Source organism: Sphingomonas aerophila, assembly GCF_014199305.1.
Taxonomy (GTDB): Bacteria; Pseudomonadota; Alphaproteobacteria; order Sphingomonadales; family Sphingomonadaceae; genus Sphingomonas; species Sphingomonas aerophila.
In genome coordinates, this window is the sequence record NZ_JACIJK010000002.1 from 194,365 (window position 1) to 210,646 (window position 16,282).

Genomic DNA, 16,282 nt, shown 5'->3' on the forward strand with positions numbered 1-16,282 from the left:
TCCGTGAAAAGCTGGCGATGTCGCTAAGCCCCGCCGGCTAGAGAACCCCAGGTCCGGCGTCAACCGCCGCATGGCCCCAAGCCCGCTGGCACCGTTTCCGCTTCGCAAGAACCGGCGTAAGAGGCACACATGATTCGAGACGATATCAAGCAAGCCCAGATCGCCGCCATGAAGGCCGGCGACAAGGATACCCGCGCCGCCGTGAGCCTGATCCAGGCAGCGATCAAGAATCGTGACATCGAGGTTCGAACCGGCACCGCTCCTATCGACGACGATGCCCTGGTCGTCGAGGTGTTGCAGAAGATGGTTAAACAGCGTCGCGAGTCGATCACCATGTACCGCCAGGGCGGCCGAGAGGAACTGGCGGCGGCAGAGGAGAAGGAGGTCGCCGTAATCGAGCGCTTCCTCCCCGCCCAGCTTTCTGAGGACGACACCCGCGCCGCCATCGAGGCGATCAAGGCAGACCTTGGCGCAACCGGCATGAAGGACATGGGCCGCGTCATGGCCGAACTGAAGGCTCGCCATGCGTCCAGCCTCGACATGAGCAAGGCAAGCGGGCTGGTGAAGGCCGCGCTGAGCTGATTATTCATACGGTGAGAAGAACCTGCCCCGGCGCTTGCGTCGGGGCACCCGCTTGACGCATTAGGCTGTTATACTCGCGCAAGTGAGTCTTACCCCCGCCTTTCTCGATGAGTTGCGCTCTCGTACTTCGCTGTCCGCGCTGATCGGGAAGACGACCAAGCTTGCCCGGGCCGGGCGCGAGATGCGCGGCTGCTGCCCGTTCCACAACGAAAAGACGCCGTCCTTCTACGTCAACGACGACAAGGGCTTCTACCATTGCTTCGGCTGCTCGGCGCATGGCGATGCCATCCGCTGGATGACCGATCAGCGTGGCCTGCCGTTCATCGACGCAGTCAAGGAACTGGCCCAGGCCGCTGGTCTGGAGATGCCCGCACAGGACCGCCAGTCTGCCCAGAAGGCGGAGAAGCAGAAGGGGCTGCACGAGGCGATGGCCGACGCCGCCGCCTTCTTCTCCGAGCAGTTGAACGGCATCGCTGGCGCGGAAGCGCGCGCCCTTCTGGAAAAGCGTGGCATTAAGCCCGAGACTGCCCGGACGTTCGGCTTCGGCTTTGCGCCCGACTCGCGCGGGCAGCTGAAAGCCAAGCTGAAGGATTATGGCGACCCGCTGCTGGTGGAGGCGGGATTGCTGATCCAGGTCGAGGGGAAAGATCCTTATGACCGGTTTCGTGGCCGCCTGATCATCCCGATCCGGGACGCGCGCGGCCGGGTAATCGCGTTCGGCGGCCGCATCATCGGCCAGGGCGAGCCCAAATACCTTAATTCGCCGGACACCCCGCTCTTCGACAAGGGCCGTACGCTCTACAATCTTGACCGCGCCGCCCCTGCCGCTCGCAAAAAGGCACGGGTCGTGGTGGTTGAAGGCTATCTCGACGTGGTTGCGCTTGCACAGGCCGGCATCCCTGAGGCGGTTGCACCACTCGGCACCGCCCTGACCGAGGGACAGTTGGAACTGCTCTGGCGGCTGGTCGACGTGCCGGTCGTCTGCCTGGACGGGGACGCAGCGGGGCAGAAAGCAGCTTTGCGCGCGGCGCACCGCGCCCTGCCCATGCTCCAGCCGGGCCGCAGCCTCTCCTTTGTCACCCTGCCCGAGGGACAGGATCCCGACGACCTGGTCCGTGCCAAGGGGGCAAGCGCGATGGAGGCGCTGCTCGCCAGTCCCAAGCCGCTGGTGGACCTGTTGTGGGAACATGAGCTCGCGGCCGAGCCGCTCGGCACGCCCGAAGAGCGCGCGGGGCTGAAGAGCCGGCTGGGTGAGCTTGCAGCGACGGTCGGCGATTCCTCCGTCCGCTCCGAATACCAGGCGGAGTTCCGGCGCCGCTACGAAGCACAATTCGCGCCGCAGCGTCGCCCGTTCGTTCCTTTTGAGAAACGCCCTGCCGGAAAGCGGCCCTTCAAGGGCGGTTGGCAGCCCCCGGCCCCAGTGACCGATGATGCCAAGAAAGTTCGCGCCGCCGGCATCGATCGCGTGCTCGCCAAGGCTGTGCTCGCCGGCCTGATCCGCCATCCGGCGGAGATCGCGCGGCACATGGAGGTGCTCGGATCGCTTCGCATGGCGGAGGGAGCACTCGGCCGATTGTTCGAAGCGGTGGTCGATCTGGCGCTGGAGGATCAAGCGCTTGATAGCACGCGCCTTGTCACCATATTGGCACGGTCCGGTTTCGAAGGGGTCGCTGGTGACCTTCTTAGGGCCGACACCATGCCCTATTCGTTCACTCAACGGTTGGCAGATACGGACAGAGCTCAAGCCGATCTTGACGAAGCGATCGCTATCCTGGTCGCCCGGCCTGAGGTCGACGCCCAGCTCGCCGAGGCAACCTCGGCAATGCAGGCGCGCTTCACCGACGAAGCGTTTGAACGACAAGTGGCGTTGGTGAGGGAGAAGCAGGCGTTGGAGCTTCGACTTGCAAATCTGGTGCAGTCGAACGAAGACGCCCGGGCCCTGAATGCCGAGATTAAACCCGAGGGAAATTAATGGCGAAGGCTAATGGTGCCGCAAGTGAGGATGTGATCGAAGGGGGCGACGCGCCGCTTATCGATCTCAACGACGCCTCGGTGAAGAAGTTGATCGCTCGCGCCAAGAAGCGCGGGTACATCACTGTTGACCAGTTGAACGAGATGGTCCCGCAGGACCAGTTCACGACCGATCAGATCGAAGACATCATGTCGGCGCTCAACGAGATGGGCGTCAACATCGTCGAGAACGAAGAGGCGGGCGAGGACGGCGAGCCCGAGGTTCGCGCGGACGATGACGATGAGGCGGAAACGCCCGAAGGCGGCGATGGCGAGGCCGCGCCTGCGCTTGCGACCGCGAAGAAGGAAACGGTTGATCGCACCGACGATCCCGTCCGCATGTACCTGCGCGAGATGGGGGCCGTGGAGCTTCTGTCGCGCGAAGGCGAGATCGCGATTGCGAAGCGGATCGAGGCTGGCCGGGATACCATGATCCTGGGCCTGTGCGAGTCCCCCATCACCTTCAACGCCATCATCGACTGGTCGACCGCGCTCAACGAAGGCACGATGCAGCTGCGCGAGATCCTGGATCTTGACGCCATGCTGTCCAAGGGTCCGTCGGCCGAGCAGGTCGAGGGCGCCGAAGACGACACGGGCGAGATCAGCGAGAGTGCCGCGGGCCCGTCGTTCAAGGAAGAGGAAGACGTCAAGGAAGAGGCTTCGGCCGATGACGACGACGACTTGACCGAGCGCCGCACGCCGCGTCCGTCGGACGACGAGGAAGAGGACAACACCCTTTCCCTTGCCCAGATGGAAGAACAGCTGAAGCCACAGGCGCTTGAGCGGTTCGCCAACATCACCGCGCTCTACAAGAAGTTCTCCAAGGTTCAGCAGTCGCGCCTCGACGCGATGGCGAATGGCAGCGACCTGTCCGCGACGGATGAGAAGAAGTACCAGAAGCTGCGCGAGGAGCTGACGGCCGAGGTCGAAAGCGTCCAGTTCCACAACGCCAAGATCGAGTACCTGGTTGACCAGCTTTATGCGTTCAACAAGCGCCTGACCGCGCTGGGTGGCCAGATGCTGCGCCTGGCGGAGCGTCACAAGGTCGCGCGTGCGGACTTCCTCAACCGCTATGTCGGTCACGAGCTGGACGACACCTGGCTCACCACGGTGGCGAAGGTCGACAAGAAGTGGGCGAAGTTCGCGACCGAAGAGGGAGCGGCGGTTGACCGCATCCGCACGGAAATCGGCGAAATCGCACAGCAGACCGGCATGGCGCTGGTCGAGTTCCGCCGTATCGTCAACATGGTGCAGAAGGGCGAGCGCGAGGCGCGTATCGCCAAGAAGGAAATGGTCGAGGCGAACCTGCGCCTCGTGATCTCGATCGCCAAGAAGTACACGAACCGCGGCCTTCAGTTCCTGGATCTGATCCAGGAGGGCAATATCGGCCTGATGAAGGCTGTGGATAAGTTCGAATACCGTCGCGGCTACAAGTTCAGCACCTATGCCACTTGGTGGATCCGGCAGGCGATCACCCGCTCCATCGCGGATCAAGCGCGCACCATCCGCATCCCGGTCCACATGATCGAGACGATTAACAAGCTGGTCCGCACCAGCCGTCAGTTCCTTCACGAGCAGGGCCGCGAACCTACGCCCGAGGAGATGGCGGAGCGCCTGAGCATGCCGCTCGAAAAGGTGCGCAAGGTGATGAAGATCGCGAAGGAGCCGATCTCCCTCGAAACGCCGATCGGCGACGAGGAAGACAGCCACCTGGGCGACTTCATCGAGGACAAGAACGCGGTCATCCCCGTCGATGCCGCGATCCAGGCAAACCTGAAGGAAACGGTGACCCGCGTCCTTGCCAGCCTGACGCCGCGTGAGGAGCGCGTGCTGCGCATGCGTTTTGGCATCGGCATGAACACCGACCACACGCTGGAGGAGGTCGGGCAGCAGTTCTCCGTCACCCGCGAGCGTATTCGTCAGATCGAGGCAAAGGCGCTGCGCAAGCTCAAGCACCCGAGCCGCAGCCGCAAGATGCGCTCCTTCCTCGATCAATAAGGTCTGGGCGGCACCGCCCCTGAGGCACTGAACAAGGCGGGGGAGCCGCGACACTGGTCTCCCAGCTGTCGCGGCTCCCCCGCCCTTTTCGTCGCACCACTGACTCCGCTCGTCGTGGATAACTGCTCGTAAACCCTGTCTTTACCGGCATCGGTTACGCCAGTCTGCGAAACACACACCAGACGCGTCGCGCGGTGATGGCGCGCGCGGTTGAAAGCGGAACCATGGACAATCGATCGGCACTTACGGCAGTACGGGGGCATGGCGGCGCAGCCGGTCTGCTCGCGCGGCTGATCGACACCGATGGCACAGCCCGCCACCCATGGTACAGCGTACTGGTAAACCAGCGTCCGCGGCGCGATCTGGCGGATGCGGTGCATGCGATTTGCATCCTTTACGGTCATCATCCCGGCATGGCGGACGAGGCAATCGGACGTGCCGCCATGCCGGGAGCTCATGACTGGTTTGCAGCGGTCGGCGAAGGGTTCGCCCTGGAACGTGCCTATCTCGCCCAGTTGACCGCGGCTGCGGGCCCACTCCCTTCAACGCCCGGCCACGCCAGCGCGCACGCGACCATCACCGCTCAGGCTCACGCGCTGACGATGCTTGCCCTGTCTGACCGAGGCGGCTGCGCGGTAGGCGCGGTCGCTGCGCTGGTGGGCGACTGGTACGCGATCCGGCTGGTACTGGATGCGGCGGCCGAACGGTTCGGCATCCCTCATCAGCCAAGCGCCCTGCCCGATCCTGACACAACCGCTCGTCTCATTGCGGAACTGGGTGCGACGCCAGCATGCGAGCGCGCGATCGGCTTTGGTGCCCAGCAACTCCTGGCCCAGCACCGGGGCCTGTGGTCGCTGCTGGAGGCGCGCGCCTCGGCCAGGAAGGACTAGGCCGCTTCGGCGCAGCCACCGCTTGCGCGCGACCATGCCCTTTGCCAAGCGGACCCGATGCAGCGCTTCGAAGGCACCAAGAACTACGTCGCAACGGACGACCTGAAGGTCGCGGTCAACGCCGCCGTGACGCTCCGCCGGCCGTTGCTGGTTAAGGGCGAGCCCGGCACCGGAAAGACTGTTCTAGCCCAGGAGGTGGCCCGCGCCGTCGGCGCCGAGTTGATCGAGTGGACGATCAAGTCCTCCACCAAGGCGCAACAGGGCCTATACGACTATGATGCGGTCGCAAGGCTGCGCGACGGCCAGCTCGGCGATCCGCGCGTTCACGACATTCGAAACTACATCCGCCGCGGCAAGCTGTGGGACGCGTTCACCCGCCCGACGCCGCCGGTGCTGTTAATCGACGAGATCGACAAGGCCGATCTGGAGTTCCCGAACGACCTGCTGGGCGAACTCGATCGCATGGAGTTCCATGTTTACGAGACCGGCGAAACGGTTCGCGCGGTCGAGCGTCCGATCGTGGTGATCACGTCGAACAATGAGAAGGAGTTGCCGGACGCCTTCCTGCGCCGCTGCTTCTTCCACTACATTCGCTTCCCCGATCGCGACACGATGCAGGCGATCATCGACGTCCACTTCCCCGGCATTCAGAAGCTGCTGGTCAACCGTGCGCTGGACCTGTTCTACGAGGTACGCGAGGTTCCCGGCCTGAAGAAAAAGCCGTCCACATCCGAGCTGCTCGATTGGCTAAAGCTGCTGCTCCACGAGGATATGCCGCTGGAAGTGTTGCAAAACCGTGACCCGACCAAGGCTATTCCGCCACTCCATGGTGCCCTGCTGAAGAACGAGGCGGACATCATGCTGTTCGAGCGCCTGGCCTTTCTGGCGCGGCGTGCTTCCAACAAGGGTTGACCCATCCCCGATTCCCGCGATCTTCACCTTCTGGTTACCACGCCTGAGTATCAAGGATTCGTGGAAGCCGAGTAGGGCGCCGGGATGCGTGTATTGTGGATCATGATGGCCTGGGCGCTTGCCGGTGCTGGCGGAGCAGCTCAGGCGTCCCTGCTCGACTATGTCGGCCAGTGCGTGCCCTTTGCGCGCGAAGCGTCCGGTATCGACATCTATGGTGACGCCTGGACCTGGTGGGACCAGGCGGACGGGCGTTACCCGCGCGGGCACAAGCCGCGGGTCGGTGCCGTCGTGGTATTCGCGAAGTCGAGCAGATTGTCGCTGGGCCACGTCGCCGTGATCAGCCGCGTCGTGGAAAAGCGCGTGGTGATGCTCACCCACGCCAATTGGTCCCGCCAGAACGGAGAGCGCGGCCATGCCGAGCAGGATGTCACCTTGTTCGACGTGTCGCCCGATAATGACTGGAGCGAGGTCAAGGTTTGGTACCGCGATTCGGAGGGCCTTGGCAGCAGCATCTACCCGCTCAAGGGCTTCATCTATGGCGGCAAGACCGCACGCGAATTGACCGGCAGAAGTCCCGACTATGTCGGCGCCCTGATCGACGCCTACGCCCATTGATGGCCGGAGTTCTGTCACCGGCAAGGCTGCATTTTGTCGCTTCGACAAACTGGCTCAGCGCCGACCGCGTGGCGCTCGCCGCGCTGACATTGGTCGGTCTGGGCCTCCGTATCGCGGGCGGAAACGGGGGATTGTGGCTCGATGAGGCATGGTCGGTTCTTCTCGCGCATCAGGTCGGTACGCCGCTGGGCGTGCTGTTCGGGATCAATCACGACAACAACCACCATCTGAACTCGCTCTGGCTGCTGACGGTCGGCATGGACGCGCCGCCGCTTGCCCAGCGAGCGCTGGCCATTGTTACGGGCACGCTTGCCATTCCGCTGGTCGCCTCCCTTGCGCGCCGGGCCGGCACTGTTCCCGCTCTCGTCAGCGCAGCATTGTTTGCGGTGTCGCCAATCCTGGTGACGCTCGGGTCGGAGGCTCGTGGCTACGCGCCAATGACACTCGCCCTGCTCGCCGCTGCCGTAATCGCAGATCAAGCGATCGCGGGCGAGCCGGGCGTCAATCGCAGGCACATGGCAATCCTCGCGGTGCTCGGCCTGTTGTCGCAGCTCACCATGATCTTTGGCCTGCTCGCACTGGCCGGCTGGGTGTTGCTGGAGCGATGGCAGCGCGACGGGGCAGCCGTCGCGCTCCGACTGACGGTTCGCTTGTTCGCTCCCGCCTTTGCGGCCGTTGCCATCACCTTGGCCCTGCTTGCTTTGGGCGCCTGGGCCAGCCCGCTGGGGTTCCAGTTCGGATCCTATGAGGCGTTCGCCTGGATGGCCTGGCTGCGCGCCGTCGTGGAATTGACCGGCTTCACGATTGGCTGGCCGTTGCTGACCGTCACGCTTCCGATCGCAGCTTTGGTCCTCCTGCTCTGCGCGCGGCAAATGGGCACCGCCAAAATCTGGTTTTATCGCCTGGCGATCGCCGGCTTCCCCATCGGCCTGGCCGTGCTTCATACGGCCAATCCCGGGCATGCCCGTTATTACTTGCTCGCCGGCCTCGCGCTCCTTCTTCTGCTGGGTGAGGTGATCGGGAAAGCCCTGACCCGTCCGGGCCTGCCCCGCCTGCTTGCGAGCGCAGCCCTTTCCACGATCATCATCGGGTCGCTCTACCAGGACGGCATACTCGCGACCAATCGAAGAGCCGACCCTGCCGCCGCGGTTCGAGCTCTCGCGGCCCGCTCGCCAGCGGGCGCTGCCGTCATGGCCGATCGGGAAACGGGGGAAGCCGTGCTGAAGGTCGCTGCGGCTCAAGCTACCTTCCCGCTTACCGTTACCGACTCCTGCGCGGCACGGTTCGCATTTCTGGACCGCTTTGGCGGTGAGGATATGCCCGGCACGCTCCACCGGTGCGGGGCCCTTTTCCTCCCCATCGCGGCGGCGAGGGTTCGCGGCCTGTCGGGCACCCACTGGACGCTGTACGAACGACACCGGTAGAGTAGCGCCGATGTTTCTCGGCTTTCTCGACGAACTGCGGGCCGCCGGCATCTCCGCCAGCCTCAAGGAGCATCTGCTCCTGCTTGAGGCGTTGGACGCAGACGTGATCGCGCAAACGCCCGAGGCCTTCTACTATCTAGCCCGCGCCACCTATGTGAAGGATGAGGGCCTGCTCGACTGGTTCGATCAGGTCTTCGCCAAGGTTTTCCGCGGGGTTGTGGGAGGCGACGGTGACGGCCGCGTCGGCCTTCCAGAGGAGTGGCTGCGTGCCGTTGCCAAAAAATACCTGACGCCCGAGGAGATGGCCGCCATCGAGTCGCTCGGGTCCTGGGAGGAGATCATGGAAACGCTCCGGCAGCGCCTGGCGAAGCAGGAGGCACGCCACCAAGGCGGGTCAAAATGGATCGGCACCGGCGGAACCAGCCCCTTTGGCAACAACGGCTACAATCCGGAGGGCGTTCGGATCGGCGGCGAGTCGCGCCACCGGCGCGCGATAAAGGTCTGGGATCAGCGCGCCTTTCGCAATCTCGTCAACACGCGTGAACTCGGCACCCGCAACATCAAGGTCGCGCTGCGTCGCCTGCGTCGGTTCGCGCGCGAGGGGGCAGCGGACGAACTGGATATCGACGGCACTATCGATGGTACCGCGCGGGCCGGGTTCCTGGATGTGCGAATGCGGCCGGAGCGGCGCAACGCAGTCAAGCTGCTGCTCTTTCTCGACGTCGGTGGCTCGATGGACCCGTGGATCACCCTTGTCGAGGAGCTGTTTTCCGCCGCCACGACGGAATTCCGCAACCTGGAATTCTTTTATTTCCACAACTGCCCTTACGAGGGCGTCTGGAAGGATAATCGCCGCCGGTTCCAGGAACGCACGCCGATGTGGGACGTGCTCCACAGATACGGCCACGACCACAAGCTGGTGCTGGTCGGCGATGCGTCGATGAGCCCGTATGAGATCACCCAGCCGGGCGGATCGGCCGAGCACATGAACGAGGAATCCGGCGCGGTCTGGCTAGGTAGGCTGACTGCCACCTATCCAGCGGCAGTGTGGCTCAATCCCCTGCCCCAGACCCATTGGGACTTCACCCAATCCGTCATGATGATACGCCAGCTGATGACGGGACGCATGTTCCCGCTTACCCTGTCGGGGCTGGATGATGCGATGCGGGAGTTGTCGCGCAAGCGCTGACGGAACCCCACCCTCCGGCGCTGGTTGTCGCTCCAGTTTAGTTCGGAGTAATCTATGTCGCACATTCCCGCCTCGGCCATGCCTCATGCGAACGCGCACCATGAGGACAATGCTGCTGGCTCGCCGCCCTCCCCTTCAAACAAGGACGCAGCCGAGAACACGGGCGCGGTCGCACAGGTGACGGAACAGGCGCAGCAGGCGGCATCGACGGCTGCAGAGGCAGTCAAGTCTGCCGCCAGCAGCGTGTCCGATACCGCCGGTAGCGCGGCCGCCAAGACCGGAGAGGCGGTCAACAAGGCGGCCACAGCGACGTCCGAAGCGGCCAAGAGCGTGGCCGGCAAGGTTGGCGCGTTGCCGACCTATGCCAAGCTGCTTGGCCTCGCGGCACTGGTCGGCGGGGTCGCCGCTGCGTTTGCCGTTCCGCTTCTGCAGGAGCCGGAACAGACCGGCCGGGCCAAGCGCAAGAAGTCGGGCAAAAAGGCCTGAGCCGATTCAAGCCGGGTGGTGAACCACGCCACCCGGCATTGGCGCCGGCGCGCCCGTCGTTCCCGGAAAACTGATTGGCAGGCCCTTAAGCGTGCGGGCCGCCATATACGCAAAGCCTTCCGCTTCCAGCGCGTCACCATTCCAGCCGAGCGCATCGGCTGGCTCCGGCAACAGCCCGGTCCGGTCACCGATCATGCGCATCAGCACAGGATTGTGGCGTCCACCACCGGCCACGACAAGCCGGCGCGGACGAGAGGGCACCTGCCGCAGCGCCTCTGCCACGGTTGCGGCCGTAAACGCCGTCAGTGTCGCAGCCCCATCCGCCGCCGACAGGCCCCGCGCGGGCTGGATCGTGAAATCGCTTCGGTCGAGCGACTTGGGGCCGGGCGCATCAAAAAACGGATGGTCGAGCATCGCGGTCAGCACCGCTTCGTCAACCCGGCCACCAGCCGCCAGTGCTCCGTTCGCGTCATAGCGCGCGCCTGTTTCCGCCTCCACCCAACTGTCGATCAAGCCATTGGCCGGGCCGGTGTCAAAGGCGACCAGCGTCCCGTCGCCGCCCACAAAGGTGATGTTGCCGACCCCACCCAGGTTCAGCACCGCCACCGGCCCCTCAAGCCCCGCTGCCCGTGCGGCGTGGTAGACCGGCAGCAGCGGCGCACCCTGCCCGCCGGCCGCCACGTCCGCGCTTCGGAAGTCGGAGACCGTGGTGATGCCAGTCGCCGCGGCCAGCACCGCTCCATCGCCGATCTGCCAGGTCCAGCCACGATCGGGTCGATGCGCCACCGTCTGCCCGTGATAGCCGATTACGCCCACGTCACCCGCACTCACGCCGGCTTCCCGCAGCAGCTTGTGCACCGCCAACGCGTGGGTGCGATCGATCAGTTCACCCGCCTTCACCAGCACGGGGCTGGCGCGCGGGCGGTCAAAGGTGAGAGCCAGCGCGGTAGCTTCGGCCAGTTCGGCCCGCGCCGCATCCGAATAGGCTTCGCCCCGGAACGCGACCGGGCGCGCGATGGTTTCGCCATCAGTTTCGATCAACGCGGCATCGACGCCGTCGAGCGACGTTCCCGACATCAGACCTATCGCAAGCATTGATCTTCCACCCCGGCGCAACGGCTTCGGCCATCGCCGCGGGGGCAGGCATTTGCAAGCGCTGGAAAAACGACCCGCCTTGCCCTATGTGGCAGCTATCCCATGGCAACCCAACTCCCCTCCCCACCGCGTGTCGGCATGGTGTCGCTTGGCTGTCCCAAGAACCTGGTCGACTCCGAACGCATCCTTGGTCAGCTCCGTCAGGAGGGCTACCAGATGTCGCCCGACTATGCCGGCGCCGACGTCGTGCTGGTCAACACCTGTGGCTTCCTCGACAGCGCCAAGGAAGAAAGCCTTGAAGCGATAGGCGAAGCCATCGCGGAGAATGGCCGCGTCATCGTGACCGGCTGCATGGGCAGCGAGGCAGAAGCCATTCGCGCCCGTTTTCCTGGCGTGCTCGCGGTCACGGGCGCGCATCAGTATGAACAGGTGGTCGAGGCGGTTCACGCGGCCGCGCCGCCGTTCCGGTCGCCGTATCTGGACCTGGTACCTGGCGGTGCGGTCGAGATTACCGACCTGAAGCTCACCCCGCGGCATTACAGCTACCTCAAGATTTCAGAGGGCTGCAATCACCGCTGCTCCTTCTGCATCATTCCATCGCTGCGCGGCGACCTGGTCAGCCGCCGGCCGGACGCGATCCTGCGCGAGGCCGAAAAGTTGGTCGCGGCCGGCACGCGCGAATTGCTGGTGATCAGCCAGGACACGAGCGCCTACGGCATCGACATCCGACGCGAGCCGCGCATGTGGAAGGGTCAGGAAGTCGTGCCCGCCATGACCGACCTTGCCCGAGAGCTCGGCCGCATCGCGCCCTGGGTGCGCCTCCATTACGTGTACCCGTACCCGCACGTGGACAGCGTCATTCCGCTGATGGCCGACGGGCTGGTGCTCCCGTATCTCGACATCCCCTTCCAGCACGCGTCGCCTTCGGTGCTGAAGCGCATGAAGCGCCCCGCCAACGACGCCAAGGTGCTTGAGCGCATTCGCGGCTGGCGTTCGGTCTGCCCGGACATTGCGATCCGGTCGACCTTCGTGGTCGGCTTCCCGGGGGAGACGGAGGAGGATTTCCAGTACCTGCTCGACTGGCTGGACGAAGCGCAGCTTGACCGTGTCGGTGCTTTCCGGTTCGAGCCGGTAGAGGGCGCCGCGGCGAACTTTCTTCCCGATCCCGTGCCCGAAGAGGTCAAGGAAGAGCGGTACGCGCGGATCATGGAGCGCACCGCCGCGATCAGCGCTGCCAAGCTCGCCGCCAAGGTCGGTCGCACCCTGCCCGTCATCATCGACGCGGTGGATGAGGAAGGCGGCGCCACAGGCCGTTCGCAGGCGGACGCCCCGGAAATCGACGGCGAAGTGTTCCTGCGAGACGCAGGGCACCTGTCAGTGGGCGACATCGTTTCCGTTGAGATCGAGGACGCGGACGAACACGACCTCTACGGCGTGCCTGGCTCGAAGTAGCGGCGCCACTCCGGTCGCACAGCTGCCATCACGGCACGTGTGACCGGCAGGGTCACCTCGTACGTCCCCTCGACATATGGGCCCGCGTCATAAGGTGGGATCAGGATGCCGATCCGATCGAAGCGATCGCGCTTGCGACTGCCCAGGATCAGGGTTTGGGCGAGCGGGTCGATACACTTGCTGAATTCGGGAATGTCGGCGGGCGGATTGCCCCCTCGCTTGTTTTGCCGCTGCGCATCCAGTTCGCGGCAGAACTCAGACCGAATGGCCGTGCCGAGCGCTTTCGGGCTGGTGAAGAACGACAAGGGCGCTCGCCGCACACCTGACGTCCGGTCCCAGACGAAGGTCGCGTACATGGTCATGCCATGCGCCCCGCCTGAATAGTCCCAACCCTCGACCGATAGCGACAGGAAACGCGGCGTGTCCGCCACCACTTTCCAATCGCGGTCCGACACATAAGGGCGGAAGGGGAAGCCATCGTTCGCCGCCTCCCGCCGCGCCTGTGCCGCCTCGTCCATCGTTGTCGCGCGAAACGCCGCGCCTTCCTTGTCGAACCAGCGCCGCAGCGCCGGGGTCGCGCGGGCCTGTGCGGGGTAGGTGTAGCTGACCTTTGCGGGGCTATCCTTCTCCTGCGCCGACGCCGGCACTGCAGGCAGTGCGGCCGCGACCAACCCCGCCCCGATGCGCATCGACACCTCCTCGAACTTTGCATCGCGATGAACGTGGCGGGTGACGGCGCGGTTGCGTTTGCTATGCTCGGCCAATGCTTCGCCTAGCCCTCGCCGCAGCAGCGGCCCTGTCGCCGCTTCCCGCCCTTGCCCAAGAGATCACGCCGGACGAGGCCCAGCGCATCGACGCTGCGGTTCAAAAGGCGCTAGCCTCCACCGGCACGCCGTCGGCTTCTGTCGCAATTGTTCGCGGCGGTCGCATCGTGCTGGCCAAGGCCTATGACAAAGCGTCCGAGTCGATCCCGCAGTCCCGCCCCGACCTGCCTTACCAGATCGCGTCGGTGTCCAAGCAGTTCACCGCTGCTGCCATGCTGCTGCTACAGCGCGACGGTAAGCTCAGCCTCGACGACACGGTAGCCAAGTACGTCCCCGGCATCACGGGCGGCGACACGATCACGCTGCGACAATTGCTCAGCCACACATCGGGCCTGCAGGATTATTGGCCGCAGGACTACAGCTTTGCCGCGATGGAGAAGCCGACCACGCCGCAGGGTATCGTGGACCGCTGGGCAAAGAAGCCGCTCGACTTCGCGCCCGGAACTCAGTGGCAATATTCGAACACCGGCTATGTCGTCGCAGGACTGGTGATCGAGAAGGTTGCTGGCGAGCCGCTGCTCTCCTTCCTTCAGCGCCGCGTGTTCAAGCCCCTCCAGATCACTGCGATGGATCAGGACCTGGCGGTCGGTCAGCGTTACCCACAAGGCTATCATCGTTACGCGCTGGGGCCGGTCCGGGTCGAGAAGCCCGCCGCACGCGGCTGGCTCTTTGCAGCGGGCGAGCTCGCCATGAGCCCGTCCGACCTTGCCCGCTGGGACATTGCCCGGATGAACCGCCAACTCCTCACTCCCGCCGAGTGGCAGGCTCAGGAAACGGCGGTGAAACTCAGCAATGGCAAGGACACGGGCTATGGCCTTGGCGTCCAGGTCGGGACGGAAAATGGTCGCGCCCAGGTGGAGCATAGCGGCGAGGCGGTCGGTTTCCTGAGCGAGAACGTCGTTTATCCGGACGACAAGGCTGCGGTCGTGGTGCTCACCAACTCCGACTTCGGCAACGCCTTCACCACTATCGCCGAGGACATCACCAAGATCGTGCTGCCCGCCAAGGCGGACACGACCAGCGCCGATGAAGTCGCCAAGACCGTGCAGGCCCGCCGCCTGTTCGACCAGTTGCGCACGGGTACGCTCGATCCGCGTCTGCTGACTGACGACGCCCGTTACTACTTCACCAAGGAAGCGCAGTCCGATTACAAGGCCAGCCTGTCCGCATTGGGTGAGCCGGCCAAGTTCGAGGCCGGCCGCGGCCCGCGACTGCGTGGCGGGTTCGTCAACCGCAACTACAAGGTGACCTATGGAGATCGCACACTCAACGTGATCACCTACGCCGAACCGGGCGATAACGGCCGCTACGAACAGTTTCTCGTGCAGCCGGCGCTCTGAGATGGATTTTGCGCCTCTCGTCCAGCCCGATCGCGGTCAGAGCGCCCGCGCGATCACCGTTGTCCACCCGGATGATTGGGAGCGCTGGCTCGCCGCTCAGCCCGAACGCACGCGGGTCGCTGTTGCCGCTCACCGTGTGACCGGAAAGCCGGGCAATCGCGCTATCCTGCCCGGCGATCGCGCAGAGGACTGGTCGGCGCTGCTGGTCTGTGATGAGGATGCATCCTCGCCATGGAAGATCGCTTCGCTGCCCGGCACGCTGCCTGGCGGCACCTATCGCGTCGCGAACGGAGACAGCGGGCCCTGGCTGCTCGGCTGGATGTTAGGCCAGTACCGTTTCGATCGATATCGCAAGGGCACCGACACCGAAGCGCGCATCCTGCTCACCAGCGACCCCGCCCGGGTCGAAGAGGCCACCCGCCTTGTCGCGGCCACCGCAACGGTGCGCGACCTGGTCAACACGGGTGCCGGCGACCTCGGCCCCGCCGAGCTAGAGGGCGCGGCAGAGACGCTTGCCAAGCGGCACGGCGCCACGCTGGCCGTCACTCGCGGGGACACGCTCGCAGCCGAGTACCCGCTGATCCACGCGGTCGGCCGCGCTGCGACGCGCGAGCGCCAGCCGCGCTTGATCGAGGTCGAATGGGGCGACCCTGCTCACCCGCGCGTCGCGATTGTGGGCAAGGGCGTGTGTTTCGACACCGGCGGGCTCGACATCAAACCGTCGGCCGGCATGCGCCTGATGAAAAAGGACATGGGCGGCGCCGCCCATGCGCTCGCACTCGCCGGGCTGGTCATAGCGGCGGGGCTCAAGGTACGGCTGCACCTGTTGATCGCCGCGGTCGAGAACTCGGTCGGTCCGGACAGCTTCCGTCCGGGCGATGTGCTTCGCTCGCGCAAGGGCCTGACCGTCGAGAACACGAACACCGACGCCGAAGGCCGCCTGATCCTGGCCGATGCGCTGACCAAGGCCGGCGAGAGCGACCCAGAGCTGATCCTCGATTACGCCACGCTGACCGGCGCTGCCCGCGTCGCGCTCGGCCCAGACCTGCCGCCGCTGTTCACGGATGACGACGCGCTCGCAGGCGACCTCCTCGCCGCGGGCAGTGCGCTTGGCGACCCGCTGTGGCGTATGCCCCTGTGGGACGGGTATGACGACATGCTGAAGTCGGACATCGCCGACATGGTCAACGCGCCCGAAGGCGGGATGGCCGGTGCGGTGACTGCTGCGTTGTTTCTTCGCCGCTTTGTGCCAAAAGGCGTCGCCTGGGCGCACATGGATGTTTTCGCATGGCGTCCGACGTCCAAGCCCGGCCGGCCCAAGGGCGGCGACGCCTATGGCCTGCGCGCCGCGTTCGACGTTCTGCGGAAACGGTACGCATAGGCTGGTTCAGCAGACTTCAACGAGACTGAGCGCGAGTGCGCGGTGGCAGCCTCGCCCACCACAACCGTTCAGCCGCGATGAAGT

At 65.1% G+C, this 16,282-nt stretch carries 14 protein-coding genes; 12 read left to right on the top strand and 2 right to left on the bottom strand.

Annotation, left to right across the window (positions count from 1 at the left end; genetic code table 11):
- Nucleotides 1–129: 129 nt before the first annotated feature.
- The 9 genes from FHS94_RS03680 (at nt 130) to FHS94_RS03720 (ending at nt 10,106) form a co-directional block, all read left to right on the top strand.
- Complete coding sequence (locus FHS94_RS03680; RefSeq protein ID WP_184054786.1) at nt 130–582, top strand: GatB/YqeY domain-containing protein; 453 nt, start codon at nt 130–132, stop codon at nt 580–582.
- An 82-nt stretch (nt 583–664) separates the two neighbouring features.
- Nucleotides 665–2,554, top strand: coding sequence for a DNA primase (dnaG, locus tag FHS94_RS03685; protein WP_184054788.1), 1,890 nt, complete (start codon nt 665–667; stop codon nt 2,552–2,554).
- Nucleotides 2,554–4,590, top strand: a complete 2,037-nt coding sequence (gene rpoD, locus FHS94_RS03690) for an RNA polymerase sigma factor RpoD (RefSeq protein WP_184054790.1) — start codon at nt 2,554–2,556, stop codon at nt 4,588–4,590. Before dnaG ends, rpoD begins: the two co-directional genes overlap by 1 nt.
- A 224-nt stretch (nt 4,591–4,814) precedes the next feature.
- Nucleotides 4,815–5,480: a DUF6975 family protein gene (locus tag FHS94_RS03695; protein WP_184054792.1), complete on the top strand. Its 666-nt coding sequence runs from the start codon at nt 4,815–4,817 to the stop codon at nt 5,478–5,480.
- Nucleotides 5,481–5,537: 57 nt separating this feature from the next.
- Nucleotides 5,538–6,392, top strand: coding sequence for an AAA family ATPase (locus tag FHS94_RS03700; RefSeq protein ID WP_184054794.1), 855 nt, complete (start codon nt 5,538–5,540; stop codon nt 6,390–6,392).
- A gap of 84 nt (nt 6,393–6,476) precedes the next feature.
- Nucleotides 6,477–7,007 carry a CHAP domain-containing protein gene (locus tag FHS94_RS03705; protein WP_184054796.1) on the top strand — a complete coding sequence of 177 codons (531 nt, stop codon included), beginning with the start codon at nt 6,477–6,479 and terminating at the stop codon, nt 7,005–7,007.
- A gap of 68 nt (nt 7,008–7,075) precedes the next feature.
- Nucleotides 7,076–8,431, top strand: a complete 1,356-nt coding sequence (locus FHS94_RS03710; protein ID WP_221234525.1) for a glycosyltransferase family 39 protein — start codon at nt 7,076–7,078, stop codon at nt 8,429–8,431.
- A 10-nt stretch (nt 8,432–8,441) separates the two neighbouring features.
- A complete protein-coding gene (locus FHS94_RS03715) occupies nt 8,442–9,620 on the top strand; it encodes a vWA domain-containing protein (protein ID WP_184054800.1) in 1,179 nt (392 codons plus the stop codon).
- Between the two features lie 54 nt (nt 9,621–9,674).
- Entirely contained in the window at nt 9,675–10,106 is a 432-nt protein-coding gene (locus tag FHS94_RS03720; RefSeq protein ID WP_184054802.1) for a hypothetical protein, read from the top strand.
- A 6-nt stretch (nt 10,107–10,112) separates the two neighbouring features.
- Here FHS94_RS03720 and FHS94_RS03725 read toward each other — a convergent pair whose 3' ends face one another.
- The gene (locus tag FHS94_RS03725) at nt 10,113–11,201 is read right to left on the bottom strand and encodes an anhydro-N-acetylmuramic acid kinase (RefSeq protein ID WP_184054804.1); all 1,089 of its coding nucleotides are present in this window, start codon (nt 11,199–11,201) and stop codon (nt 10,113–10,115) included.
- A gap of 102 nt (nt 11,202–11,303) precedes the next feature.
- Between FHS94_RS03725 and rimO the strand changes: the two genes are divergently transcribed.
- Nucleotides 11,304–12,653 (top strand): 30S ribosomal protein S12 methylthiotransferase RimO, encoded by a 1,350-nt coding sequence (gene rimO, locus FHS94_RS03730; RefSeq protein ID WP_184054806.1) that lies wholly within the window; start codon nt 11,304–11,306, stop codon nt 12,651–12,653.
- Here the strand turns inward: rimO and FHS94_RS03735 are convergent.
- Nucleotides 12,629–13,417: a PdaC/SigV domain-containing protein gene (locus FHS94_RS03735; protein WP_184054808.1), complete on the bottom strand. Its 789-nt coding sequence runs from the start codon at nt 13,415–13,417 to the stop codon at nt 12,629–12,631. The genes rimO and FHS94_RS03735 overlap by 25 nt on opposite strands.
- Between FHS94_RS03735 and FHS94_RS03740 the strand changes: the two genes are divergently transcribed.
- Nucleotides 13,417–14,817: a serine hydrolase domain-containing protein gene (locus FHS94_RS03740; protein WP_184054810.1), complete on the top strand. Its 1,401-nt coding sequence runs from the start codon at nt 13,417–13,419 to the stop codon at nt 14,815–14,817. The two genes, FHS94_RS03735 and FHS94_RS03740, sit on opposite strands and share 1 nt — an antisense overlap.
- A 1-nt stretch (nt 14,818) precedes the next feature.
- A complete protein-coding gene (locus FHS94_RS03745; RefSeq protein ID WP_184054812.1) occupies nt 14,819–16,198 on the top strand; it encodes a leucyl aminopeptidase family protein in 1,380 nt (459 codons plus the stop codon).
- Nucleotides 16,199–16,282 lie beyond the last annotated feature (84 nt).